Origin of the sequence: Pseudomonas carassii (assembly GCF_036324045.1) — a bacterium.
Taxonomy (GTDB): Bacteria; Pseudomonadota; Gammaproteobacteria; order Pseudomonadales; family Pseudomonadaceae; genus Aquipseudomonas; species Aquipseudomonas peradeniyensis.
In genome coordinates this window covers 95,360-120,742 of the sequence record NZ_JAZDCT010000009.1, presented here as the reverse complement: position 1 = coordinate 120,742, position 25,383 = coordinate 95,360, and the positions used below count along the sequence as shown (strand labels likewise).

Below are 25,383 nucleotides of genomic sequence, written 5' to 3'. Positions count from 1 at the left end.
CTGGGGCTGCGTTGCAGCCCTTTCGCGACGCAAGGCCGCTCCCACAAAGACTGCGCCCGCGGCCGGCATTCAGTGCTGCTCACCCGCCCGCTTGAGCAGCTTCTTGCAGCGCTCCGACAGGTGCACCACCCGCAACTGCTTGCCCGCCTTGGCATACCGCTCGCGCAAGGTCTGCAACGCAGCTATCGCCGAGTAATCGACAAAGCTCAGGTGCTGGCAATCCAGGGTAACCCTGGCCGGATCATTGGCCGGATCGAACTGGTTGAGAAACGGCGTGGTCGAGGCGAAGAACAGCGTGCCATGCACCTGGTACTGCTTGGTCCCCTCGGCGTCCACATGACTGTCGGCGTACAGTTCCCGCGCATGCTGCCAGGCAAAGTTGACCGCGGCGATGACGATGCCAAACAGCACCGCCGTGGCCAGATCAGTGAACACCGTGACCACGGTCACCGCGATGATCGCCAGCACATCGCTCACCGGCACCTTGTGCAGCACCCGTAGCGAGGCCCAGGCGAAGGTCTGCTGCGCCACCACGAACATCACCCCCACCAGCGCGGCCAGCGGAATGCGCTCGATCAGCGGCGACAGGAGCAGGATGAACAGCAGGATCATCACCCCGGCCACCACGCCCGACAGGCGCCCACGGCCATTGGAGCTGAGGTTGATCACGGTCTGGCCAATCATCGCGCAGCCGCCCATGCCGCCACACAGCCCCGAGACCATGTTGGCCGCGCCCAGGGCCACGCACTCGCGGTCCGGATAGCCCCGGCTCTCGGTGATCTCGTCAGTGAGGTTCAGAGTCAGCAGGGTTTCAAGCAGGCCGACCATGGCCATCAGGAATGCGTAAGGCGCGATGATCTTCAGGGTCTCGAGGTTCCAAGGCACCTCCGGCAGGGTCAGGTGCGGCAAGCCACCGGCGATATGGGCCATGTCGCCGAGGGTACGTGTCGGCAGGCCGAGCAGGTAGACCAGCAGGCCGACACCGAGGATCGCCACCAACGCCGGCGGCACCGCACGGGTCAGCTTCGGCAGGATGTAGACCACCAGCATGGTCAGGGCCACCAGGCCGATCATCAGGTACAGGGGCGTCCCGCTGAGCCAGTGCTCGCCATCCTTGAAGTGCTCCAGCTGGGCCAGGGCGATGACGATGGCCAGGCCGTTGACGAAACCGAGCATCACTGGATAAGGCACCAGGCGCACCAGCTTGCCCAGGCGCAACGCGCCGAACAGGATCATCACCACCCCGCCGAGCAGCACCGTGGCCAGCAGGTACTGGGCGCCGTGCTGCACCACCAGGGCGACGATCACCACCGCCATGGAGCCGGCGGCGCCGGAGATCATGCCGGGACGGCCACCGAACAAGGCAGTCAGGGTGCAAATGATGAAGGCGCCGTACAACCCCATCAACGGATTGAGGTGCGCCACCAAGGCGAAGGCGATGCACTCAGGTACCAGGGCGAACGAAGTGGTGAGGCCGGCGAGCAGGTCGGCACGTAGTCGGGCGGGTTTCATGAAGGTCCTGTAAACAACCTCAAGCGCCCACGCTGTGGAGACTTGAGTAATAAGCCTGAAAATCGAGGGCGCGATGTTACGGAATTTGTCTGACAGCAGCCACCGTCAATCCGCACGGCAAGTTGCACGCAAATTTGCCATCATGTCCATTCCACCCGCGGAGATCATGGACATGCCGCTACGCCCCCTGCTCGCCTCCCTGCTGCTGGCCGCCAGCCTCACCGCCCAGGCCGCCACCGAGGTCATTCCCCTGCAACACCGCGGCAGCGCCGAACTGCTGCCTGCCGCCCAGTCGTTCCTGGGCAAGGACGGCAGCGTCAGCACCTTCGAGGACAAGCTGATCGTCAACGCCAGCCAGGAACGCATCGACGACCTGCGCGCCCTGCTGCAACAGCTCGACACCGCGCCCAAACGCCTGCTGATCAGCGTCGACAACAACGACAGCAACTTCCAGGACAACCGCGGCAACGCCCGCGTGATCCGCTACGGCACCGCCAACCGCGAAGGCGGCATGCAGCAGGTGCAGGCCAGCGACGGTCAGCCGGCACTGATCCAGGTGGGCCAGAGCATCCCCGTCACCAGCACCGCCACCGACGGTTACGGGCGCATCCAGAGCAACACCGAATACCGCAATGTGACCCAGGGCTTCTACGTCACGCCACGCCTGAGCGGCGACACGGTTCGTCTGCAAATCAGCACCAATAATGATCGAATGAGCCAGGAACGTGCCGATGTAGTGAAAGTGCAGAGCACCGACACGACCGTCACCGGCAAGCTCGGCGAGTGGATCACCCTGGCCGGGTTCAACCAGCAGAGCCAATCCGAACGCAGCGCGTCAAGCCTCAGTTACAGCACCCAGCGCGGTGAAAACATGACGTTGCGGGTAAAAGTCGACCTTCTCGACTGAACCCAGGCAATTCAAGGCCTCGACCCAAGGCCTTGAAACTGACCGCCAAGTCGCATTAGACCAAATATGTAGTAAGCCGAAAAAAGCACTACAAAACATTTGACAGGCTCTTTTCGGCAAGGGCATGATGGCCTCGCTCCCGCTAATCAGAGGCCCTGGCAAGGGTCTTCGAGGTGCGCTCCTCCCACCGTGGAGGCACCTCGTGTCCATACGGCCCACAAGGCGGTTCGACGGGATTGCGACTGCAACGAAGAAGTTGTCCCGAGGGACGGAAGCGCATCACCGCAGTTCTGGCAATCGCGTCGCACCGCAGCAAGGCAACCACGAGCCGACCTGCAGGGCACACCTTCGCCTGGCCTGCACAACCCTTCCCCTTCGAGCCTCCTGCGTTCGCCGCCGCACTCCCCCGGACAGGACAGCCGCCTGGCTTCTGATCCGCGTATCCGAGCATCAGCACAATTACACTCAAGATCGATGCGACGAGGTTTATTTCCATGGCACTGACACGCGAACAGCAAATTGCAGCCCTCGAGAAAGACTGGGCCGAAAACCCGCGCTGGAAAGGCGTGACCCGTACCTACACCGCCGCTGATGTCGTTCGCCTGCGTGGCTCGCTGCAGCCAGAGCACACCTTTGCTCGCCAAGGCGCAGAAAAACTGTGGAAGCTGGTCACCGAAGGTGCCCACCCGTCCTTCCGCCCAGAAAAAGATTTCGTCAACTGCATGGGCGCCCTGACCGGTGGCCAGGCAGTGCAGCAGGTAAAAGCCGGCATCCAGGCCATCTACCTGTCCGGCTGGCAGGTTGCCGCCGACAACAACTCGGCCGAGTCGATGTACCCCGACCAGTCGCTGTACCCGGTCGACTCGGTACCGACCGTGGTCAAGCGCATCAACAACGCCTTCCGCCGCGCCGACCAGATCCAGTGGAAAGCCGGCAAGAACCCGGGCGACGATGGCTACATCGACTACTTCGCACCGATCGTGGCTGACGCCGAAGCCGGTTTCGGCGGCGTGCTGAACGCCTACGAGCTGATGAAGAACATGATTGAAGCGGGCGCCGCCGGCGTGCACTTCGAAGACCAGCTGGCCTCGGTGAAGAAATGCGGCCACATGGGCGGCAAGGTCCTGGTACCGACCCAGGAAGCCGTGCAGAAGCTGGTTGCAGCGCGTCTGGCTGCCGACGTTTCGGGCGTGCCGACCATCATCCTGGCCCGTACCGACGCCAACGCCGCCGATCTGCTGACCAGCGACTGCGACCCGTACGACCAACCGTTCGTGATCGGCGAGCGTACCCGTGAAGGCTTCTACAAGGTGCGCGCCGGCCTCGACCAGGCCATCGCCCGCGGCCTGGCCTACGCCCCGTACGCCGACCTGATCTGGTGCGAAACCGCCAAGCCGGACCTGGAAGAAGCCCGCCGCTTCGCCGAGGCGATCAAGAAGGAATACCCGGACCAGATCCTGTCGTACAACTGCTCGCCTTCCTTCAACTGGAAGAAGAACCTGGACGACGCCACCATCGCCAAGTTCCAGCGCGAGCTGTCGGCCATGGGCTACAAGCACCAGTTCATCACCCTGGCCGGCATCCACAACATGTGGCACGGCATGTTCAACCTGGCGCACGACTACGCCCGCAACGACATGACCGCCTACGTGAAGCTGCAGGAGCAGGAATTCGCCGACGCGAGCAAAGGCTACACCTTCGTGGCGCACCAGCAGGAAGTCGGTACCGGCTACTTCGACGACATGACCACCGTGATCCAGGGTGGCGCCTCGTCGGTGACCGCACTGACCGGTTCGACCGAGGAAGAGCAGTTCCACTGAGTTCGGTGAGCTGTTGAGCAAGGCCCGGGATTCGCGAGGATTCCGGGCCTTGTTCATTTTCAGGCCAAGCCCAGCCCCTCTGTAGGAGCGGCCTTGTGCCGCGAAAGGGGTGCGAAGCGGCCCTAGGGGTTCAGCGTTGACGCAAAGATCGCTGGGGCCGCCTTGCGGCCCTTTCGCGGCACAAGGCCGCTCCTACAGGGATCGCGCCACCAGCAAAACTGCAGATCAGGTCTAAGCTTGTGGCTACCCCACAGCAAGGACTGCCCATGCCCCGCCCTGGCCACCTGCTCATCGCCGCCGTCGCAGCCGCCGCCTTCTATCTATATGCGCTGGCCAGCGACAACGCCCTGCTTGGCCTGCTGGTCAAACCCATTCCGGTGCTCGCCCTGATTGCCTGGCTGGGCACCTTCCCCGCCACACCCTATCGCCGCTGGATCATCCTCGGCCTGGCTTTCTCGGTGCTCGGCGACATTCTCCTGGCGATCCCCCGGGACTTGTTCGTGTTCGGCCTTGGGGCGTTTCTCTGCGCGCACCTGGCCTACCTGCGCGGCTATTGCAGCCTCACGCGGCGTCCGGCCTACCCGGCCCTGGCCTTCGCCGTGTTGATAGGCGGTTCGCTGTTCGGCCTGCTCGCCGGCCATGGCCTGGGCCCACTGCTGATCCCAGTGGCACTGTACGCCCTGACCATCGGCGCCATGCTCTGGCGCGCCTTGGCCTGCGGCGGACTGGCCGCGCTGGGCGCCTGCGCTTTCGTGTTCTCCGACAGCGTCATCGGCATCGACCGCTTCGTCAGTCCGTTCGCCGCTGCCGAGTACCTGATCATCCTCTTCTACTGGCTCGGCCAGTGGCTGATCGCCGCGTCGGTCAGCCGCGACGCAAGCGACAAAGTATTGATCCAGAGCGGTACGCACAGTGCCGGAAGCTGCTAGAACGAGAGTTTTTCGCATTTGCAAGAGGGGCGCTCGGCAGATGAACTTTGCAAGGGCCAGAACAGCTAAAACATTACAGCTCAGGTTAAATGATATTAATTATCATTACGCAACTAGCCCGTCATTACGCGGGGTAAGAAACATAATTAACAAATCCGCGCGCAATGCCCGAAACTCAAGGGTTTCAGCCAGTTACGAAAGATTTTTGTTCTTAAACCTACGAATAAATTTGCAACGGAAATTTTACTTGCACTGGGTTTACCCATAAAATCAGCGCGATTGATTCAGCTGCGACATTTGGTCACTGCGTCTGCGACACCACGTCGCCGCTCTACTTTATTTCAGACTGCAGAGCTGGGTCTCTGTATAAGGATTTCTAGCATGTCCGATTCGGCAGGACTCATCGCCCACAACTGGGGCTTTGCCATCTTCCTCCTGGGTGTCGTCGGCCTGTGTGCCTTCATGCTCGGCCTGTCCAGCCTGCTCGGTAGCAAGGCCTGGGGTCGCGCCAAGAACGAACCCTTCGAATCCGGCATGCTGCCCGTCGGCAGCGCCCGTCTGCGCCTGTCCGCCAAATTCTATCTGGTCGCGATGCTGTTCGTGATCTTCGATATCGAAGCCCTCTTCCTGTATGCATGGTCTGTGTCCGTCCGCGAAAGCGGCTGGACCGGATTCGTCGAAGCTCTCATTTTCATAGCAATTCTGTTGGCAGGTCTTGTCTACCTATGGCGCGTCGGGGCGCTCGATTGGGCTCCCGAAGGTCGCCGCAAGCGGCAAGCGAAGCTGAAACAATGAGGCTTTGGCATGCAATACAATCTCACCAGAATCGATCCGGACGCACCCAACGAGCAGTATCCGGTCGGTGAGCGGGAAACCGTCACCGATCAACTGCTGGAAGACCAGGTCCACAAGAACATCTACATGGGGAAACTCGAAGATGTGCTGCGTGGCGCGGTCAACTGGGGTCGCAAGAACTCCCTCTGGCCGTACAACTTCGGCCTTTCCTGCTGCTACGTGGAAATGACCACGGCCTTCACGGCGCCCCACGACATCGCCCGCTTCGGCGCCGAAGTCATCCGGGCCTCGCCGCGCCAGGCCGACTTCATGGTCATCGCCGGTACCTGCTTCGTCAAAATGGCGCCGATCATCCAGCGCCTGTACGAGCAGATGCTTGAGCCCAAGTGGGTCATCTCCATGGGTTCGTGCGCCAACTCCGGCGGCATGTACGACATCTACTCGGTCGTTCAGGGGGTCGACAAGTTCCTCCCCGTGGACGTCTATGTGCCTGGCTGCCCGCCGCGCCCCGAGGCATTCCTGCAAGGCCTGATGCTGCTGCAGGAGTCGATCGGCCAAGAACGACGCCCGCTTTCCTGGGTGGTTGGTGATCAAGGCATCTACCGTGCCGAGATGCCCGCCCAGAAAGACCTGCGTCGTGAACAGCGCATTGCGGTAACCAACCTGCGCAGCCCCGACGAAGTCTGATCCAGCGACCTGCCGCCCGCTCCCGAAGGAGCCGGCGGCCTGGCTTCATTCTTAACGCTGACCCAAAGCGACCGAGACCATGACAGCGGACAACGCTATTTTTATTCCGCCCTACAAGGCTGACGACCAGGATGTGGTCGTCGAACTGCACAACCGTTTTGGCGCCGACGCATTCGTCGCCCAGGAAACCCGCACCGGCATGCCGGTACTGTGGGTAAAACGTGCCCAGCTCAAGGAAGTGCTCAGCTTCCTGCGCGGCGTCGCCAAGCCGTACAGCATGCTGTACGACCTGCACGGCGTCGACGAGCGCCTGCGCACCCAGCGCCGTGGCCTGCCCGCCGCCGATTTCAGCGTGTTCTACCACCTGCTGTCGGTCGAACGTAACAGCGACGTGATGATCAAGGTGTCGCTCAGCGAAGGCGACCTGAACCTGCCGACCGTGACCGGCATCTGGCCGAACGCCAACTGGTACGAGCGCGAAGTCTGGGACATGTTCGGCATCGACTTTGCCGGCCACCCGCACCTGAGCCGTATCATGATGCCGCCGACCTGGGAAGGTCACCCGCTGCGCAAGGACTACCCGGCCCGCGCCACCGAGTTCGACCCCTACAGCCTGACCCTGGCCAAGCAGCAGCTTGAAGAGGAATCGGCGCGCTTCAACCCGGAAGCCTGGGGCATGAAGCGTCACGGCGCCAACGAGGACTACATGTTCCTCAACCTCGGCCCGAACCACCCTTCGGCCCACGGTGCCTTCCGTATCGTCCTGCAGCTGGACGGTGAAGAGATCGTCGACTGCGTACCGGACATCGGCTACCACCACCGTGGTGCCGAGAAGATGGCCGAGCGTCAATCCTGGCACAGCTTCATTCCGTACACCGACCGTATCGACTACCTCGGCGGGGTGATGAACAACCTGCCGTACGTCCTGGCGGTAGAAAAGCTGGCCGGCATCCAGGTACCACAGAAAGTCGACGTGATTCGCATCATGCTCGCCGAATTCTTCCGTATCACCAGCCACCTGCTGTTCCTGGGTACCTACATCCAGGACGTCGGCGCCATGACCCCGGTGTTCTTCACCTTCACCGACCGCCAGCGCGCCTACACCGTGATCGAGGCGATCACCGGTTTCCGCCTGCACCCGGCCTGGTACCGCATCGGTGGCGTCGCCCACGACCTGCCGCGCGGCTGGGACAAGCTGGTCAAGGACTTCGTCGAATGGCTGCCCAAGCGCCTCGACGAGTACACCAAGGCGGCCCTGCAGAACAGCATCCTCAAGGGCCGTACCATTGGTGTCGCCGCCTACAACACCAAGGAAGCCCTGGAATGGGGCACCACCGGTGCCGGCCTGCGCTCCACCGGTTGCGACTTCGACCTGCGTAAGGCACGCCCCTACTCCGGCTACGAGAACTTCGAGTTCGAAGTGCCGCTGGCCCACAACGGCGATGCCTACGATCGCTGCATGGTCCGCGTCGAGGAGATGCGCCAGAGTATCCGCATCATCGACCAGTGCCTGCGCAACATGCCGGAAGGCCCGTACAAGGCGGACCATCCGCTGACCACGCCGCCGCCGAAAGAGCGCACCCTGCAGCACATCGAGACCCTGATCACCCACTTCCTGCAAGTCTCGTGGGGCCCGGTCATGCCGGCCAACGAGTCGTTCCAGATGATCGAGGCGACCAAGGGCATCAACAGTTACTACCTGACGAGCGACGGCGGCACCATGAGCTACCGCACCCGGATCCGTACCCCGAGCTACCCGCACCTGCAACAGATCCCTTCGGTGATCAAAGGCAGCATGGTCGCGGACCTCATCGCGTACCTGGGCAGTATCGACTTCGTTATGGCTGACGTGGACCGCTAAGCATGAACAGCACGCTTATCCAAACCGACCGTTTCGCCCTGAGCGAAACCGAGCGCTCGGCCATCGAGCACGAGATGCACCACTACGAGGACCCGCGCGCGGCGTCCATCGAAGCCCTGAAGATCGTCCAGAAAGAGCGCGGCTGGGTGCCGGACGGCGCCATCTACGCCATCGGCGAAGTGCTGGGCATCCCCGCCAGCGACGTCGAGGGCGTGGCCACCTTCTACAGCCAGATCTTCCGTCAGCCAGTCGGCCGCCACATCATCCGCGTGTGCGACAGCATGGTCTGCTACATCGGTGGCCACGAATCGGTGGTCAGCCAGATCCAGAGCGAGCTGGGCATCGGCCTCGGCCAGACCACAGCAGACGGGCGTTTCACCCTGCTGCCAGTGTGCTGCCTGGGCAACTGCGACAAGGCCCCGGCGCTGATGATCGACGACGACACCTTTGGCGACGTGCAGCCTGCCGGCGTCTCCAAGCTGCTGGAGGGTTACGTATGACCATCACTTCCTTCGGCCCGGCCAACCGCATCGCGCGTTCGGCCGAAACCCACCCGCTGACCTGGCGCCTGCGCGACGACGGCGAGCCGATCTGGCTGACCGAGTACGAGTCGAAGAACGGCTACGCCGCTGCCCGCAAGGCACTGGCCGAGATGTCCGCCGACGACATCGTCCAGAGCGTCAAGGACTCCGGCCTCAAGGGCCGTGGCGGCGCGGGCTTCCCCACTGGCGTGAAGTGGGGCCTGATGCCCAAAGACGAATCCATGAACATCCGCTACCTGCTGTGCAACGCGGATGAAATGGAGCCGAACACCTGGAAGGACCGCATGCTGATGGAGCAACAGCCCCATCTGCTGGTCGAGGGCATGCTGATCAGCGCCCGCGCCCTGAAGGCCTACCGTGGCTACATCTTCCTGCGTGGCGAATACACCACCGCGGCGAAGAACCTCAACCGCGCCATCGACGAAGCCAAGGCCGCAGGCCTGCTGGGCAAGAACATCCTCGGTTCGGGCTTCGATTTCGAGCTGTTCGTGCACACCGGTGCCGGCCGCTACATCTGCGGTGAAGAGACCGCGCTGATCAACTCGCTCGAAGGCCGCCGCGCCAACCCGCGCTCCAAGCCGCCCTTCCCTGCCGCCGTCGGCGTGTGGGGCAAGCCGACCTGCGTGAACAACGTCGAGACCCTGTGCAACGTGCCGGCCATCGTCGCCAACGGCAACGACTGGTACAAATCGCTGGCCCGCGAAGGCAGCGAGGACCACGGCACCAAGCTGATGGGCTTCTCCGGCAAGGTGAAGAACCCGGGCCTGTGGGAACTGCCGTTCGGCGTCACCGCCCGCGAGCTGTTCGAAGACTACGCCGGCGGCATGCGCGACGGCTTCAAGCTCAAGTGCTGGCAGCCAGGCGGCGCCGGTACCGGCTTCCTGCTGCCCGAGCACCTCGATGCGCAGATGTACGCCGGTGGCATCGCCAAGGTCGGCACCCGCATGGGTACGGGCCTGGCCATGGCGGTCGACGACAGCATCAACATGGTCTCGCTGCTGCGCAACATGGAAGAGTTCTTCGCCCGCGAATCCTGCGGCTGGTGCACGCCATGCCGCGACGGTCTGCCGTGGAGCGTGAAGATGCTGCGCGCCCTGGAGAAAGGCCAGGGCCGCGCCGAAGACATCGAGACCCTGCTGGGTCTGGTCAACTTCCTCGGCCCAGGCCGCACCTTCTGTGCTCACGCACCAGGTGCCGTCGAGCCATTGGGCAGTGCCATCAAGTATTTCCGCTCGGAGTTCGAGGCCGGCGTCGCCCCAGCCAGTGCTGGCAGCGAAGCCCTGCGCCCGAACCTGGCGAAGCCGATCGTGGTCGGCGCATAACAAGATGAACAGCGGATGGTCCGTGCCATCCGCCAGCCCGCAGGCCGGCCCGAACGATTCGTGGCTGGCCGCGGGCTCACCGATTTCCATTAGCCACGCCCGCCCACGCGGGCCAACGAAGAACTTTGAACAATGGCCACTATCCACGTAGACGGCAAAGCGCTCGAAGTCAACGGTGCGGACAACCTGTTACAGGCCTGTCTGTCGCTCGGCCTCGACATCCCCTATTTCTGCTGGCACCCGGCGCTCGGTAGCGTCGGCGCCTGCCGGCAGTGCGCGGTCAAGCAGTACACCGACGAGAACGACACCCGTGGTCGTATCGTCATGTCCTGCATGACCCCCGCCTCCGACGGCACCTGGATCTCCATCGACGATGACGAGTCCAAGGCGTTCCGCGCCAGCGTCGTCGAATGGCTGATGACCAACCACCCGCACGACTGCCCGGTGTGCGAGGAAGGCGGTCACTGCCACCTGCAGGACATGACGGTAATGACCGGCCACAACGAGCGCCGCTACCGTTTCACCAAGCGTACCCACCAGAACCAGGACCTCGGCCCGTTCATCGCCCATGAGATGAACCGCTGCATCGCCTGCTACCGCTGCGTGCGCTACTACAAGGACTACGCCGGCGGCACCGACCTGGGCGTGTATGGCGCCCACGACAACGTGTACTTCGGTCGCGTTGAAGACGGCGTGCTGGAAAGCGAGTTCTCCGGCAACCTCACCGAGGTCTGCCCGACCGGTGTGTTCACCGACAAGACCCACTCCGAGCGCTACAACCGCAAGTGGGACATGCAGTTCGCCCCGAGCATCTGCCATGGTTGCTCCAGCGGCTGCAACATCAGCCCCGGCGAGCGCTACGGCGAACTGCGCCGCATCGAGAACCGCTTCAACGGCTCGGTGAACCAGTACTTCCTGTGCGACCGTGGCCGCTTCGGCTATGGCTACGTCAACCGCAAGGACCGTCCACGCCAGCCGTTCCTCGCCGATGGCACCAAGCTGAGCCTGGACGCTGCCCTGGACAAGGCCGCCGACCTGCTGCGCGGCCGCACCATCGTCGGCATCGGTTCGCCACGCGCCAGCCTCGAGAGCAACTACGGCCTGCGTGAGCTGGTCGGCGCCGAGTACTTCTACTCCGGTATGGAAGCTGGCGAACTGGCCCGCGTGCGCCTGGCGCTGAACGTGCTGAACGACAGCCCGCTGCCGGTCCCGACCCTGCGCGACATCGAAGACCACGACGCCGTGTTCGTGCTCGGCGAAGACCTGACCCAGACCGCCGCCCGCGTCGCCCTGGCCGTGCGCCAGGCCACCAAGGGCAAGGCCGAGGCCATGGCCGACGCCATGCGCGTGCAGCCTTGGCTGGACGCCGCAGTGAAGAACATCGGCCAGCACGCGCTGTACCCGCTGTTCATCGCATCCTTGGCTGAGACCAAGCTGGACGACGTCGCCGAGGAGTGTGTGCACGCCGCTCCCGCCGACCTGGCCCGCATCGGCTTCGCCGTGGCCCACGCCATCGACCCGAGCGCACCTGCCGTCGCCGGCCTGGACGATGAAGCCAAGGCCCTGGCCCAGCGCATCGCCGACGCCCTGGTTGCCGCCAACCGCCCACTGGTGGTCGCCGGTACTTCCCTGGCGGACCCTGCGCTGATCGAAGCCGCCGCCAACATCGCCAAGGCCCTCAAGCTGCGCGAGAAGAACGGTTCGCTGAGCCTGGTCGTGCCTGAGGCCAACAGCCTCGGTATGGCAATGATGGGCGGCGAGTCCGTCGACGCCGCACTGGACGCGGTCATCAGCGGCAAGGCCGACGCCATCGTCGTGCTGGAAAACGACCTGTACACCCGCGTACCGGCCGCCAAGGTCGACGCTGCCCTGGCTGCGGCCAAGGTGGTGATCGTCGCCGACCACTCCAAGACCCCGACCCTCGACCGCGCCCACCTGGTGCTGCCGGCTGCCTCGTTCGCCGAAGGCGATGGCACCCTGGTCAGCCAGGAAGGCCGTGCCCAGCGCTTCTTCCAGGTGTTCGACCCGCAGTACCTGGACAGCAGCATCCAGATCCACGAAGGCTGGCGCTGGATGCACGCCCTGCGTGCCACCCTGCTCAACAAGCCGGTGGACTGGACCCAGCTGGACCACGTCACCAGCGCCTGCGCCGAAGCCGCGCCGCAACTGGCCGGCATCATCAATGCCGCACCAAGCGCAGCCTTCCGCATCAAGGGCATGAAGCTGGCCCGTGAGCCGCTGCGCTACTCGGGCCGTACCGCCATGCGCGCCAACATCAGTGTGCACGAGCCGCGTACCCCGCAGGACAAGGACACCGCGTTCGCCTTCTCCATGGAAGGCTACTCGGGCTCGGCCGAACCGCGCCAGCAGGTGCCGTTCGCCTGGTCGCCGGGCTGGAACTCGCCGCAGGCCTGGAACAAGTTCCAGGACGAAGTGGGTGGCCACCTGCGGGCCGGTGACCCGGGCGTGCGTCTGATCGAGTCGCAAGGCGACAAGCTCGACTGGTTCACCGCCATTCCGGGCGCGTTCAACCCGGCTCGCGGCACCTGGACCGCCGTACCGTTCTTCCACCTGTTCGGCAGCGAAGAGAGCTCCTCGCGCGCCGCACCGGTACAAGAGCGTATTCCAGCTGCCTACGTCGGCCTGGCCAAGTCCGAAGCCGACCGCCTGGGCGTCAACGACGGCGCAATGCTGAGCCTGAACGTGGCCGGCGTGTCGCTGCGTCTGCCGTTGCGTATCAATGAAGAACTGGGCGCTGGCCTGGTTGCGTTGCCCAAAGGCCTGGCCGGCATTCCGCCCGCCATCTTCGGTGCAGCCGTCGAAGGCCTGCAGGAGGCAGCACAATGAGCTGGTTCACCCCCGAAGTGATCGATGTGATCATTCAGGTCGTCAAGGCCATCGTGGTGCTGCTGGCCGTGGTGGTCTGCGGCGCGCTGCTCAGCTTCGTCGAGCGTCGCCTGCTGGGCTGGTGGCAGGACCGCTACGGTCCGAACCGCGTCGGCCCGTTCGGCATGTTCCAGATCGCCGCCGACATGCTGAAGATGTTCTTCAAGGAAGACTGGAACCCGCCCTTCGTCGACAAGATGATCTTCACCCTGGCGCCGGTCGTGGCCATGAGCGCCCTGCTGATCGGCTTCTCGATCATCCCGATCACCCCGGGCTGGGGCGTGGCCGACCTGAACATCGGCCTGCTGTTCTTCTTCGCCATGGCCGGCCTGTCGGTCTACGCCGTGCTGTTCGCCGGCTGGTCGTCGAACAACAAGTACGCCCTGCTGGGCAGCCTCCGGGCCTCGGCGCAGACCGTGTCGTACGAAGTGTTCCTGGGCCTGGCGCTGATGGGCGTGGTGGTGCAGGTAGGCTCGTTCAACATGCGCGACATCGTTGAATACCAGGCCAACAACCTGTGGTTCATCATTCCGCAGTTCTTCGGCTTCTGCACCTTCTTCATCGCTGGCGTCGCCGTGACTCACCGTCACCCGTTCGACCAGCCGGAAGCGGAACAGGAACTGGCCGACGGCTACCACATCGAATATGCCGGCATGAAATGGGGCATGTTCTTCGTCGGTGAGTACATCGGCATCATCCTGATCTCGGCGCTGCTGGTAACCCTGTTCTTCGGTGGCTGGCACGGTCCGTTCGGCATCCTGCCGCAAGTACCGTTCCTGTGGTTCGCCCTGAAGACCGCGTTCTTCATCATGCTGTTCATCCTGCTGCGCGCCTCGATCCCGCGCCCACGCTATGACCAGGTGATGGACTTCAGCTGGAAGTTCTGCCTGCCGCTGACCCTGATCAATTTGCTGGTGACCGCTGCGATCGTGCTCTACAACACGCCAGCCGTCGCGGCCCAGTGAGGATTTGACCCATGTTCAAGTATATCGGCGACATCGTTAAGGGCACCGGCACACAGCTGCGCAGCCTGGCCATGGTGTTCTCCCACGGGTTCCGCAAGCGCGACACCCTGCAGTACCCCGAAGAACCCGTGTACCTGCCGCCACGCTACCGTGGCCGCATCGTCCTCACCCGCGACCCCGATGGCGAGGAGCGCTGCGTGGCGTGCAACCTCTGCGCGGTGGCTTGCCCGGTCGGCTGCATCTCGCTGCAGAAGGCCGAGACCGAGGACGGCCGTTGGTACCCCGAGTTCTTCCGCATCAACTTCTCGCGCTGCATCTTCTGCGGCCTGTGCGAAGAGGCGTGCCCGACCACCGCGATCCAGCTGACTCCGGATTTCGAAATGGCCGAGTTCAAGCGTCAGGACCTGGTGTACGAGAAAGAAGATCTGCTGATCTCCGGCCCCGGCAAGAACCCTGACTACAACTTCTACCGTGTTGCCGGTATGGCCATCGCTGGCAAGCCGAAAGGCTCTGCGCAGAACGAAGCCGAGCCGATCAACGTGAAGAGCTTGCTCCCATAAGGACAGAAAGATGGAATTCGCTTTCTACTTCGCATCCGGTGTCGCCGTCGTCTCCACGCTTCGCGTGGTGACCGGCACCAACCCGGTGCACGCCCTGCTCTACCTGATCATCTCGCTGATTTCCGTGGCGATGATCTTCTTCTCCCTCGGTGCGCCGTTCGCCGGCGCCCTGGAAGTGATCGCCTACGCCGGCGCCATCATGGTGCTGTTCGTGTTCGTGGTGATGATGCTCAACCTCGGGCCGGCCTCGGTCGCCCAGGAGCGCGGCTGGCTCAAGCCCGGCATCTGGGCGGGGCCGGTGATCCTTGCCGCCCTGCTGCTGCTGGAGCTGCTGTACGTGCTGTTCGTCACCCCGTCGGGCGCCGCCATCAGCGGTACCACCGTCAGCGCCAAGGAAGTCGGCATCAGCCTGTTCGGGCCGTACCTGCTGGTGGTCGAACTGGCCTCGATGCTGCTGCTCGCGGCAGCCGTCACCGCCTTCCACCTGGGCCGCAACGAGGCGAAGGAGTAAATCATGGGTGCTATCCCTCTCGAACATGGTCTGGCGGTCGCCGGCATCCTGTTCTGCTTAGGTCTGGTTGGCCTGATGGTCCGCCGCAACATCCTCTTCGTGCTCATGAGCCTGGAAGTCATGATGAACGCCTCCGCCCTGGCGTTCATCGTCGCCGGTGCCCGTTGGGTCCAGCCCGACGGCCAGGTGATGTTCATTCTGGTGATCAGCCTGGCAGCCGCCGAGGCCAGCATTGGCCTGGCGATCCTGCTGCAGCTGTATCGCCGCTTCCACACTCTCGACATCGATGCTGCCAGTGAGATGCGCGGATGAACCTTATCTTCCTGACGTTCGTATTCCCCCTGATCGGCTTCCTGCTGCTGTCGTTCTCGCGCGGCCGCTGGTCCGAGAACCTGTCGGCGCTGGTCGGCGTCGGCTCGGTCGGTCTGTCGGCGGCCACCGCCGCCTACGTGATCTGGCAGTTCAACGTCGCCCCGCCTGAAGGCGGCGCGTACAGCCAGCTGCTGTGGCAGTGGATGTCGGTGGACGGCTTCGCACCGAACTTCACCCTGTACGTGGATGGCCTGTCGGTCACCATGCTGGGCGTGGTCACCGGTGTCGGCTTCCTGATCCACCTGTTCGCTTCCTGGTACATGCGTGGCGAAGCCGGCTACTCGCGCTTCTTCTCGTACACCAACCTGTTTATCGCCAGCATGCTGTTCCTGGTGCTGGGCGACAACCTGCTGTTCATCTACTTCGGCTGGGAAGGCGTGGGCCTGTGCTCGTACCTGTTGATCGGTTTCTACTACAGCAACCGCAACAACGGTAACGCGGCGCTCAAGGCGTTCATCGTCACCCGCATCGGCGACGTGTTCATGGCCATCGGCCTGTTCATCCTGTTCGTCCAGCTGGGTACCCTGAACGTGCAGGAACTGCTGGTGCTGGCACCGCAGAAGTTCCAGGCCGGTGACACCTGGATGGTCCTGGCGACCCTGATGCTGTTGGGTGGCGCGGTCGGTAAATCGGCCCAGCTGCCGCTGCAGACCTGGCTGGCCGACGCGATGGCGGGCCCGACCCCGGTTTCGGCGCTGATCCACGCGGCCACCATGGTGACCGCGGGCGTGTACCTGATCGCCCGTACCAACGGCCTGTTCCTGCTGGCGCCGGACGTCCTGCACCTGGTCGGCGTCGTCGGTGGCGTGACCCTGGTCCTGGCCGGTTTCGCCGCCCTGGTACAGACCGACATCAAGCGTATCCTCGCCTACTCGACCATGAGCCAGATCGGCTACATGTTCCTGGCCCTGGGCGTCGGTGCCTGGGACGCGGCGATCTTCCACCTGATGACCCACGCCTTCTTCAAGGCCCTGCTGTTCCTTGCCTCCGGTGCGGTGATCGTCGCCTGCCACCACGAGCAGAACATCTTCAAGATGGGCGGCCTGTGGAAGAAACTGCCGCTGGCCTACGCCAGCTTCGTGGTCGGTGGCGCCGCCCTGGCCGCCCTGCCGATCCTGACCGTGGGCTTCTACTCCAAGGACGAGATCCTCTGGGAAGCCTTCGCCAGCGGCAACACCGGCCTGCTGTACGCAGGCCTGGTGGGCGCGTTCATGACCTCGCTGTACACCTTCCGCCTGATCTTCATCGCCTTCCACGGCGAAGCCAAGACCGAAGCCCACGCCGGCCACGGCATCAGCCACTGGCTGCCGCTGGGCGTGCTGATCGTGCTGTCGACCTTCATCGGCGCCTGGATCCATCCGCCGCTGGCAGGCGTGCTGCCTGAGAGCGCCGGCCACGCCGGTGGCGAAGCCAAGCACTCGCTGGAGATCGCCTCGGGCGCCATCGCCATCGCCGGTATCCTGCTGTCGGCCCTGCTGTTCCTGGGCAAGCGCCGCTTCGTCACCGCGGTTGCCAACAGCGGTATCGGTCGCGTCCTGTCGGCCTGGTGGTTCGCCGCCTGGGGCTTCGACTGGATCTACGACAAGCTCTTCGTCAAACCTTACCTGCTGATCAGCCACATCCTGCGCAAGGACCCGGTTGACCGCAGCATCGGCCTCATCCCTCGGATGGCCCGTGGCGGCCACGTCGCCATGAGCAAGACCGAGACCGGCCAGCTGCGCTGGTACACCGCCTCGATCGCCGTGGGCGCCGTGCTGGTGCTCGGTGCCGTGGTAGTGGCCGCGGTATGACTATGAATCTTGCGACTTTGCCAAAGGAAACCAACCCGTCATGATTTTGCCTTGGCTGATCCTGATCCCCTTCATCGGCGGCTTCCTGTGCTGGCTGGGTGAGCGCTTCGGCGCTACCCTGCCGCGCTGGATCGCGCTGCTGACCATGTCCCTGCTGCTTGGCATCGGCCTGTGGCTGTGGGCGAACGGCAACTACACCCTGGCCCCCGCGCCGGGCGCCGAACCCGCCTGGGCCCTCGAATACAAGGTCGAGTGGATCAAGCGCTTCGGTATCAGCATCCACCTGGCCCTCGACGGCCTGTCGCTGCTGATGATCCTGCTCACCGGCCTGCTCGGCGTACTGTCGGTGCTGTGCTCGTGGAAAGAGATCCAGCGCCACGTCGGCTTCTTCCACCTCAACCTGATGTGGATCCTCGGCGGCGTGGTCGGCGTGTTCCTGGCCCTGGACCTGTTCCTGTTCTTCTTCTTCTGGGAAATGATGCTGGTGCCGATGTACTTCCTCATCGCGCTCTGGGGTCACAGCTCCTCCGACGGCAAGAAGACCCGGATCTACGCGGCGACCAAGTTCTTCATCTTCACCCAGGCCAGCGGCCTGATCATGCTGGTGGCGATCCTCGGCCTGGTGCTGGTCAACTACAACAGCACCGGCGTGATCACCTTCAACTACAGCGACCTGCTCAAGGCCCAGCTGCCGGCCGGCGTCGAGTACATCCTGATGCTGGGCTTCTTCATCGCCTTCGCGGTGAAGCTGCCGGTGGTGCCGTTCCACTCCTGGCTGCCTGACGCTCACGCGCAGGCACCGACCGCAGGTTCCGTGGACCTGGCGGGCATCCTGCTGAAGACCGCGGCCTACGGCCTGCTGCGCTTCGCCCTGCCGCTGTTCCCGAACGCCTCGGCCGAGTTCGCGCCGATCGCCATGACCCTGGGCCTGATCGGTATCTTCTACGGTGCCTTCCTGGCCTTCGCGCAAACCGACATCAAGCGCCTGGTGGCCTTCTCCAGCGTCTCGCACATGGGCTTCGTGCTGATCGGCATCTACTCCGGCAGCCAGCAAGCCCTGCAGGGCGCGGTGATCCAGATGCTGGCACACGGCCTGTCGGCCGCCGCGCTGTTCATCCTGGCCGGCCAGCTGTACGAGCGCCTGCACACCCGTGACATGCGCGAGATGGGTGGCCTGTGGCACCGCATCGCCTACCTGCCTGCGATCAGCCTGTTCTTCGCCGCCGCGTCGCTGGGGCTGCCAGGTACCGGCAACTTCGTCGGCGAGTTCCTGATCCTGATCGGCAGCTTCGCCCACGTCCCATGGATCACCGTGATCGCCACCACCGGTCTGGTCTTCGGTTCGGTGTACTCGCTGATCATGATCCACCGCGCCTACTTCGGTCCGGCCAAGGCCGACACCGTGCTGGCCGGCATGGACGGTCGCGAGCTGATCATGGTGCTGGGCCTGGCGGGCCTGCTGATCCTGCTGGGCGTGTATCCGCAGCCGTTCCTGGACACCTCTGCCGCCACCATGAGCGGTGTGCAGCAGTGGCTCGGTTCCGCTTTCACTCAACTCGCTTCGGCCCGGTAAGAGCGCTATGGAATTCACCACTCAACACTTCATCGCATTGGCGCCGATGCTGATCACCACCATCACCACGGTGGTGGTGATGCTGGCGATCGCCTGGAAGCGCAACCACTCGCAGACCTTCCTGCTGTCCACCGTGGGCCTGAACCTGGCCCTGCTGTCGATCCTGCCAGCACTCAAGGTCGCGCCGCTGGCGGTCACCTCGCTGGTGACCATCGACAAGTTCGCCTGCCTGTACATGGCGATCATCCTGGTGGCGACGCTGGCCTGCGTCACCCTCGCCCATGCCTATCTGGGCGAAGGCTCCAAGGGCTTCCCGGGCAACCGTGAAGAGCTGTACCTGCTGCTGCTGATGTCGGCACTGGGCGGTCTGGTGCTGGTCAGCGCCAACCACCTGGCCGGCCTGTTCATCGGCCTTGAGTTGCTGTCGGTGCCGGTCTACGGCCTGGTGGCGTACGCGTTCTTCAACAAGCGCTCGCTGGAAGCCGGCATCAAGTACATGGTGCTGTCGGCCGCCGGTTCCGCCTTCCTGCTGTTCGGCATGGCGCTGCTGTACGCTGACGCAGGCAGCCTGACCTTCGACCAGCTGGGCAAGGCGCTGGCCGCCACCAGCATGCCAAGCCTGCTGGCGCAGCTGGGCCTGGGCATGATGCTGGTGGGCCTGGCCTTCAAGCTGTCGCTGGTACCGTTCCACCTGTGGACCCCTGACGTGTACGAAGGCGCCCCGGCGCCGGTCGCCGCGTTCCTGGCCACCGCCAGCAAGGTCGCGGTGTTCGCCGTGGTCGTACGCCTGTTCATGCTCTCCCCCGCCGCCAGCAGCGGCGTGCTGAGCACCGTGCTGGCGGTGATCGCGGTTGCCTCGATCATCATCGGCAACCTGCTGGCGCTGACCCAGAGCAACCTCAAGCGTCTGCTCGGTTACTCGTCCATCGCCCACTTCGGCTACCTGGTCATCGCCCTGGTCGCCAGCAAGGGCCTGGCCTTGGAGGCCATGGGCGTGTACCTGGTCACCTACGTGATCACCAGCCTCGGCGCCTTCGGCGTGATCACCCTGATGTCCTCGCCGTACGCCGGCCGCGACGCCGACGCCCTGTACGAGTACCGTGGCCTGTTCTGGCGCCGTCCGTACCTGACCGCGGTACTGACCGTGATGATGCTGTCGCTGGCCGGTATCCCGCTGACCGCAGGCTTCATCGGCAAGTTCTACATCATCGCCACCGGCGTCGAGTCGCACCTGTGGTGGCTGGTCGGCGCCCTGGTGATCGGCAGCGCCATCGGCGTGTACTACTACCTGCGCGTCATGGTCACCCTCTACCTGGTCGAGCCGAACCTGCGTCGCCACGACGCCCCGCTGAAGTGGGAACAGCGCACCGGCGGCGTGATGCTGCTGGCCATCGCCATCCTCGCCTTCGTGCTGGGTGTCTACCCGCAGCCGCTGCTGGAGATGGTGCAGCAGGCTGGCCTGCAACTGATCGGTTGATCGGCTGCACGATGTGAAAGAAACCCCGCCTCGGCGGGGTTTCTTTTTGCCTAAAGAAGCCACTGCGGTATTACAGATCGACCACTGTGCTTCGTCTGCCCTTTGCAGCGTCAGACTCCCGCACTCGATCTGGAACCCCGTCCCCATGCGCCCCACCCTCCCCTACTCCCTGCTGGCCCTGTTCGTCGCTGGCACCGCCCAGGCCGCCGACCGCGTCGAACTCGACCAGGTGCTGATCCAGGACCGGCAGCAATCCGAACTGGAAGCCGCCGCCGACCAGCTGCGCGAGATACCCGGCGCCAGCAACCTGGTGGACATGGACAAGGTGGGCCAGGGCCGGGTGGCCAGCAACCAGGACGTGCTGGCCTATCAGCCGGGGGTGTTCGCCCAGTCGGCGGGCAACGATGGCATCAAGCTGTCGATCCGTGGCTCGGGCATCAACCGCGCGCCGGGCGCCCACGGTTCGGGCGTGTACACGATGTTCGACGGCCTGCCCCTGACCGGCCCGGGCGGCACGCCCTATGAACTGTTCGAACCGCTGTGGCTGAGCCGTGCCGAAGTGCTGCGCGGCGCCAATGGCTTCGACCAGGGCTCGCTGGCCCTGGGTGGCGCGATCAACTACGTGACCCACACCGGCCACGATGCCGCGCCCTTGCAGGTGCGCTACGAAGTCGGCAGCCGTGGCTACCAGCGCCGGCACATCAGCTCCGGGCAGGTGCTGGGCAATCTCGACTACTACGTGGCCCTGACCGATGCCAAGTACGACGGCTACCAGGACCACAGCAGCGGCAGCGCCAAAGGCATTGCCGCCAACGTCGGCTACCGCTTCAACCCGAACCTGGAGACGCGCTTCTACCTGCGCTACCGGGAAACCGAGAACGACCTGGCCGGGCGCCTGACCAAGGAGCAGATCAAGCACCATCCCCGTGCCGCCAACCCGGCGTACCTGGCCCGTGACGACAGCCGCCCGCAACCGGGCAGCACCTGGGTGGGCAACAAGACCACCTTCTTCCTGGATGACGATTCGCGCCTGGAGGCCGGGCTGGTCTATCACGACTATCCCATGGACCTGCGCGAAGGCCCGATGCGCCTGAAGGTCGCCTACACCGATGTCAGCGGCACGCTGAACTACATGCGGCGCGACACCCTGTTCGGCCACGAGAGCAAGACCACCCTCGGCTGGCGTACCACCAAGCACCTGCCCAACAGCGGCGCCTCGCAGTTCGCCCGACCCGGCGGCGACAACTTCGGCGCCCGCAGCCGAGATTTCAGCTACCAGGGTTCGGACACTGTGCTGCATGCAGGCAACGACTTGGAGCTGATTCCGAACCTGTGGCTGACCACGGGCCTGGCGATGATCTACACCCGCCGCGAAAGCGACGTCACCTACCCAAGCAGTGGCGGCAAGGTCAGCCAGCATGACTGGGACTACGCCCCACGCCTGGGCCTGCGCTACGACATCCGCCCGGACCTGCAGGTCTACGGCAACCTCAGCCGCTCGGTGGAGCCGCCGCACCCGTGGTCGCTGGTCTGGAGTGCGCCAGTCGCCAACCAGCCCATGAAGATGCAAAACCAGACCGCCACCACCCTCGAGCTGGGTGCCCGCGGCGACTCGGCACTGGGGCGCTGGGACCTGGCCTGGTACTACGCCCAGGTACGCCACGAACTGTTGAACGTGGAAGTGGTGCAAGGCTTGCCGTTCAAGGAGTTCAACGCCAGCCCCACCGTGCACCAGGGTGTCGAGGCCGGCCTGGACAGCCTTCTCTGGGAACAACCGGGCACCGGCAAGCTCAGCCTGCGCCAGGCCTACACCTTCAGCGACTTCCACTACCGCGACGACGACAAGTTCGGCGACAACCGCCTGCCCGGCATTCCCATACACTACTACCAGGCCGAACTGCGCTACGACTGGCCGAGCGGTTTCTACGCCGGGGTTAACACGCAGATGGCCTCCAAGGTGCAGGTGGACTACGCCAACAGCTACCACGCCGACGCCTACTCCCTGCTCGGCGCGCGCCTGGGCTGGGATTCGCCGAAGCAGGACTGGCAGACCTGGCTCGACCTGCGCAACCTGACCAACAAGCGTTACGCGGCGACAGTGACGCCGGGGTACAACGACGCCGGGCAGGACATTGCTCGCTCGACGCCGGGGGAAGGGTTTGGGGTGTATGCGGGGGTTTCCTACAGCTTCCGTTGAGCATTGGCCCTGTTCGCCGGCAAACCGACTCCTACGGGTCTTGTAGGAGCCGGCTAGCCGGCGAACAGGGCCCTCATGAAGGCAACTGCACCTGTGGCTTGGTCGAGGCAAAGATCGCCCAGCTGGAGATGAACAACGCCGCGATCAACGGCCCGATCACGAACCCGTTGAGCCCGAACACCGCCAGCCCACCGAGGGTCGACACCAGCACCAGGTAATCCGGCATCCGCGTATCCTTGCCCACCAGGATCGGCCGCAACAGATTGTCCACCAACCCGATCACCAGCACGCCGAACGCGGTCAGCACGATTCCCTGCCAGATCGCCCCGGTCAGCAGGAAGTACAATGCCACCGGCCCCCAGACAATCCCCGCGCCCACCGCTGGGAGCAACGACAGGAACGCCATCAGCACCGCCCACACCAGCACGCTGGGAATGCCCAGCGCCCAGAAGATCAGCCCGCCCAGCGCCCCCTGGGTGATCGCCACCAGCAGGTTGCCCTTGACCGTGGCCCGCACCACGCGCTTGAACTTCAACTGCAGGCGGCGCTTCTGCTGCTCGGGCAGCGGCACCGCCTGGCGCACCTTGCGCGCCACCTCCGCGCCCTCGCGCAGGAAGAAGAACAGCAGGTAGAGCATGATGCCGAAGCTCACCAGGAACTCGAAGGTGCCCTGGCCAAAGCTGAACGCCTGCCCGGCGAGGAACTGGCTGCCCTGGGTCGCCCACTTGCTGATCTTGTCGCGCAGGCCGTCGAGGTTGCCCATGCCCATGCGGTCGAGGAAATGCTGGGCATAGGCCGGCAGCATGTCCTTGCCGCGCTCGATATAGCCGGCGATATCCAGCTGGCCGCTCTCGATGCGCTGGTACAGCGCCGCGCCCTCCTGCACCAGCAGGGCACCGATGACGATCACCGGCAGCACGGCGATCAGCAGGCAGGTGAGCAGCGCCGTCGCCGTGGCCAGGTTGCGCCGCCCGCCGAAGCGCAGCAACAGGTGGCGCTGCAGGGGCGCGAAGAGTATCCCGAGGATCACCGCCCAGAAGATCGCGCCGGAGTACGGCAGCAGGATCCAGATGAAGGCGATGGTCACCAGTGCCAGCAGCACGGTCAGGGCTTTGTTCTGCAAGACGGCTTCGTTCATGGGCATTCCTCGAGGGCTCAACAATTTAGTGCCCCGCGCCTCGGCAAAAGTGCCGTTGACCCAGATCAATACCTGCGCAGTCCCGCCGTCTTAGCATCCGCGCCTTTTGCCCCCGGTGCGCACCATGACCTCTCCCGCCAAGCCCGAACTGCTCGCCCCCGCCGGCACCCTCAAGACCATGCGCTACGCCTTCGCCTACGGCGCCGACGCGGTCTACGCCGGCCAGCCGCGCTACAGCCTGCGGGTGCGCAACAACGAATTCGACCACGCCAACCTGGCCCTCGGCATCCAGGAAGCCCAGGCTCAAGGCAAGCGCTTCTACGTGGTGGTCAACATCGCCCCGCACAACGCCAAGCTCAAGACCTTCCTCAAGGACCTGGCGCCAGTGATCGAGATGGGCCCGGATGCGCTGATCATGTCCGACCCAGGATTGATCATGCTGGTGCGCCAGCACTTCCCGCAGATGCCCATCCACCTGTCGGTGCAGGCCAACACGGTGAACTGGGCCAGCGTTCAATTCTGGCAAGGCCTGGGCCTGACCCGGGTGATCCTGTCGCGGGAGCTGTCGCTGGAAGAGATCGAGGAGATCCGCCAGCAGGTGCCGGAGATGGAGCTGGAAGTCTTCGTGCACGGCGCGTTGTGCATGGCCTATTCCGGGCGCTGCCTGCTGTCGGGCTACATGAACAAGCGCGACGCCAACCAGGGCACCTGCACCAATGCCTGCCGCTGGAAGTACCAGGCCACCCCGGCCAGCGAGAACGCCACCGGCGATATCGTCCGTGAGTGCGAGCCGACCCTGGGCCTCGGCGCGCCGACCGAGCAGGTGTTCCTGCTCCAGGAGTCCAACCGCCCCGGCGAAGAGATGCCGGCCTTCGAGGACGAGCACGGCACCTACATCATGAACGCCAAGGACCTGCGCGCCATCCAGCACGTCGAGCGCCTGGCCCACATGGGCGTGCACTCGCTGAAGATCGAGGGCCGCACCAAGTCGCACTTCTACTGCGCCCGCGCCGTACAGTCCTACCGCCAGGCCATCGACGACGCGGTGGCCGGGCGGCCGTTCGACCGCGGCCTGATGAGCAACCTCGAGTCCCTCGCCCAGCGCGGCTACACCGAAGGCTTCCTGCGCCGCCACGTGCACGACGAGTACCAGAACTACCAGCGCGGCAACTCGGTATCCGAGCGCCAGCAGTTCGTCGGCGAGCTGACCGGAGTGCGCGTGGACGGCCTGGCCGAAGTGAAGGTGAAGAACCGCTTCGCCGTGGGTGACCACCTGGAACTGATGACCCCGCGTGGCAACTACCACTTCGACCTGCACCGCCTGTGCGACCGCCAGCAGCAGGGCATCGAGGTGGCGCCGGGCGACGGCCATGTGGTGTACCTGCCGATTCCCGAGCAGGTCTCGCTGGAGTTCGGCCTGCTGATGCGCGACCTGGAGGGTAGCGAGGCCGCTGCCTGACAAATCTGTAATCCGCGCCTCAGGTGGCTGACAGGCGCTGACGACGACCATCGGTGTCATTCCCGATCGCGGGGCAAGCT

Annotated in this window: 20 protein-coding genes; 18 read left to right on the top strand and 2 right to left on the bottom strand. The window is 64.4% G+C overall.

Features of this window, described 5'->3' with window-relative positions; translation table 11 throughout:
• Positions 1-69: 69 nt before the first annotated feature.
• Positions 70-1,512, bottom strand: coding sequence for a SulP family inorganic anion transporter (locus V0R62_RS09380; protein WP_330103527.1), 1,443 nt, complete (start codon positions 1,510-1,512; stop codon positions 70-72).
• 142 nt (positions 1,513-1,654) lie between these two features.
• Between V0R62_RS09380 and V0R62_RS09375 the strand changes: the two genes are divergently transcribed.
• From V0R62_RS09375 to V0R62_RS09295, 17 genes are all read left to right on the top strand, one after another.
• Positions 1,655-2,419, top strand: a complete 765-nt coding sequence (locus V0R62_RS09375; RefSeq protein ID WP_330103526.1) for a secretin N-terminal domain-containing protein — start codon at positions 1,655-1,657, stop codon at positions 2,417-2,419.
• 494 nt (positions 2,420-2,913) lie between these two features.
• On the top strand, positions 2,914-4,239 hold the full coding sequence (gene aceA, locus V0R62_RS09370) for an isocitrate lyase (protein WP_050706488.1): 1,326 nt from the start codon (positions 2,914-2,916) through the stop codon (positions 4,237-4,239).
• Positions 4,240-4,505: 266 nt separating this feature from the next.
• A complete protein-coding gene (locus tag V0R62_RS09365) occupies positions 4,506-5,168 on the top strand; it encodes a lysoplasmalogenase (protein ID WP_330103525.1) in 663 nt (220 codons plus the stop codon).
• 381 nt (positions 5,169-5,549) lie between these two features.
• A complete protein-coding gene (locus V0R62_RS09360) occupies positions 5,550-5,963 on the top strand; it encodes an NADH-quinone oxidoreductase subunit A (RefSeq protein ID WP_028692461.1) in 414 nt (137 codons plus the stop codon).
• Between the two features lie 9 nt (positions 5,964-5,972).
• The gene (locus tag V0R62_RS09355; RefSeq protein ID WP_008096180.1) at positions 5,973-6,650 is read left to right on the top strand and encodes a NuoB/complex I 20 kDa subunit family protein; all 678 of its coding nucleotides are present in this window, start codon (positions 5,973-5,975) and stop codon (positions 6,648-6,650) included.
• Positions 6,651-6,729: 79 nt separating this feature from the next.
• Positions 6,730-8,511: an NADH-quinone oxidoreductase subunit C/D gene (gene nuoC / locus V0R62_RS09350; RefSeq protein WP_167069927.1), complete on the top strand. Its 1,782-nt coding sequence runs from the start codon at positions 6,730-6,732 to the stop codon at positions 8,509-8,511.
• A gap of 2 nt (positions 8,512-8,513) precedes the next feature.
• Positions 8,514-9,011 (top strand): NADH-quinone oxidoreductase subunit NuoE, encoded by a 498-nt coding sequence (gene nuoE, locus V0R62_RS09345; RefSeq protein WP_012313767.1) that lies wholly within the window; start codon positions 8,514-8,516, stop codon positions 9,009-9,011.
• Positions 9,008-10,375 carry an NADH-quinone oxidoreductase subunit NuoF gene (gene nuoF / locus V0R62_RS09340; protein ID WP_330103524.1) on the top strand — a complete coding sequence of 456 codons (1,368 nt, stop codon included), beginning with the start codon at positions 9,008-9,010 and terminating at the stop codon, positions 10,373-10,375. The genes nuoE and nuoF overlap by 4 nt, the downstream gene beginning before the upstream one ends.
• Positions 10,376-10,507: 132 nt before the next feature.
• On the top strand, positions 10,508-13,222 hold the full coding sequence (gene nuoG, locus V0R62_RS09335; protein WP_330103523.1) for an NADH-quinone oxidoreductase subunit NuoG: 2,715 nt from the start codon (positions 10,508-10,510) through the stop codon (positions 13,220-13,222).
• On the top strand, positions 13,219-14,226 hold the full coding sequence (gene nuoH, locus V0R62_RS09330) for an NADH-quinone oxidoreductase subunit NuoH (protein WP_050706494.1): 1,008 nt from the start codon (positions 13,219-13,221) through the stop codon (positions 14,224-14,226). The genes nuoG and nuoH overlap by 4 nt, the downstream gene beginning before the upstream one ends.
• A gap of 11 nt (positions 14,227-14,237) precedes the next feature.
• Positions 14,238-14,786, top strand: a complete 549-nt coding sequence (nuoI, locus tag V0R62_RS09325) for an NADH-quinone oxidoreductase subunit NuoI (protein WP_003251442.1) — start codon at positions 14,238-14,240, stop codon at positions 14,784-14,786.
• A gap of 10 nt (positions 14,787-14,796) precedes the next feature.
• Positions 14,797-15,297 (top strand): NADH-quinone oxidoreductase subunit J, encoded by a 501-nt coding sequence (gene nuoJ / locus V0R62_RS09320; protein WP_023631348.1) that lies wholly within the window; start codon positions 14,797-14,799, stop codon positions 15,295-15,297.
• Between the two features lie 3 nt (positions 15,298-15,300).
• Complete coding sequence (nuoK, locus tag V0R62_RS09315; protein WP_008096201.1) at positions 15,301-15,609, top strand: NADH-quinone oxidoreductase subunit NuoK; 309 nt, start codon at positions 15,301-15,303, stop codon at positions 15,607-15,609.
• A complete protein-coding gene (nuoL, locus tag V0R62_RS09310; protein WP_050706495.1) occupies positions 15,606-17,459 on the top strand; it encodes an NADH-quinone oxidoreductase subunit L in 1,854 nt (617 codons plus the stop codon). Before nuoK ends, nuoL begins: the two co-directional genes overlap by 4 nt.
• Before the next feature lie 40 nt (positions 17,460-17,499).
• On the top strand, positions 17,500-19,032 hold the full coding sequence (nuoM, locus tag V0R62_RS09305; protein ID WP_186734685.1) for an NADH-quinone oxidoreductase subunit M: 1,533 nt from the start codon (positions 17,500-17,502) through the stop codon (positions 19,030-19,032).
• 7 nt (positions 19,033-19,039) lie between these two features.
• Positions 19,040-20,509: an NADH-quinone oxidoreductase subunit NuoN gene (gene nuoN, locus V0R62_RS09300; RefSeq protein WP_038706426.1), complete on the top strand. Its 1,470-nt coding sequence runs from the start codon at positions 19,040-19,042 to the stop codon at positions 20,507-20,509.
• 145 nt (positions 20,510-20,654) lie between these two features.
• Positions 20,655-22,706, top strand: coding sequence for a TonB-dependent receptor family protein (locus tag V0R62_RS09295; protein WP_330103522.1), 2,052 nt, complete (start codon positions 20,655-20,657; stop codon positions 22,704-22,706).
• Positions 22,707-22,779: 73 nt separating this feature from the next.
• On the opposite strand, the gene V0R62_RS09290 is transcribed toward V0R62_RS09295, so the two are convergent.
• The gene (locus V0R62_RS09290) at positions 22,780-23,844 is read right to left on the bottom strand and encodes an AI-2E family transporter (protein ID WP_330103521.1); all 1,065 of its coding nucleotides are present in this window, start codon (positions 23,842-23,844) and stop codon (positions 22,780-22,782) included.
• A 124-nt stretch (positions 23,845-23,968) separates the two neighbouring features.
• On the opposite strand from V0R62_RS09290, the gene trhP reads away from it, so the two are divergent.
• Positions 23,969-25,303 carry a prephenate-dependent tRNA uridine(34) hydroxylase TrhP gene (gene trhP, locus V0R62_RS09285; RefSeq protein WP_330103520.1) on the top strand — a complete coding sequence of 445 codons (1,335 nt, stop codon included), beginning with the start codon at positions 23,969-23,971 and terminating at the stop codon, positions 25,301-25,303.
• Positions 25,304-25,383: the final 80 nt, after the last annotated feature.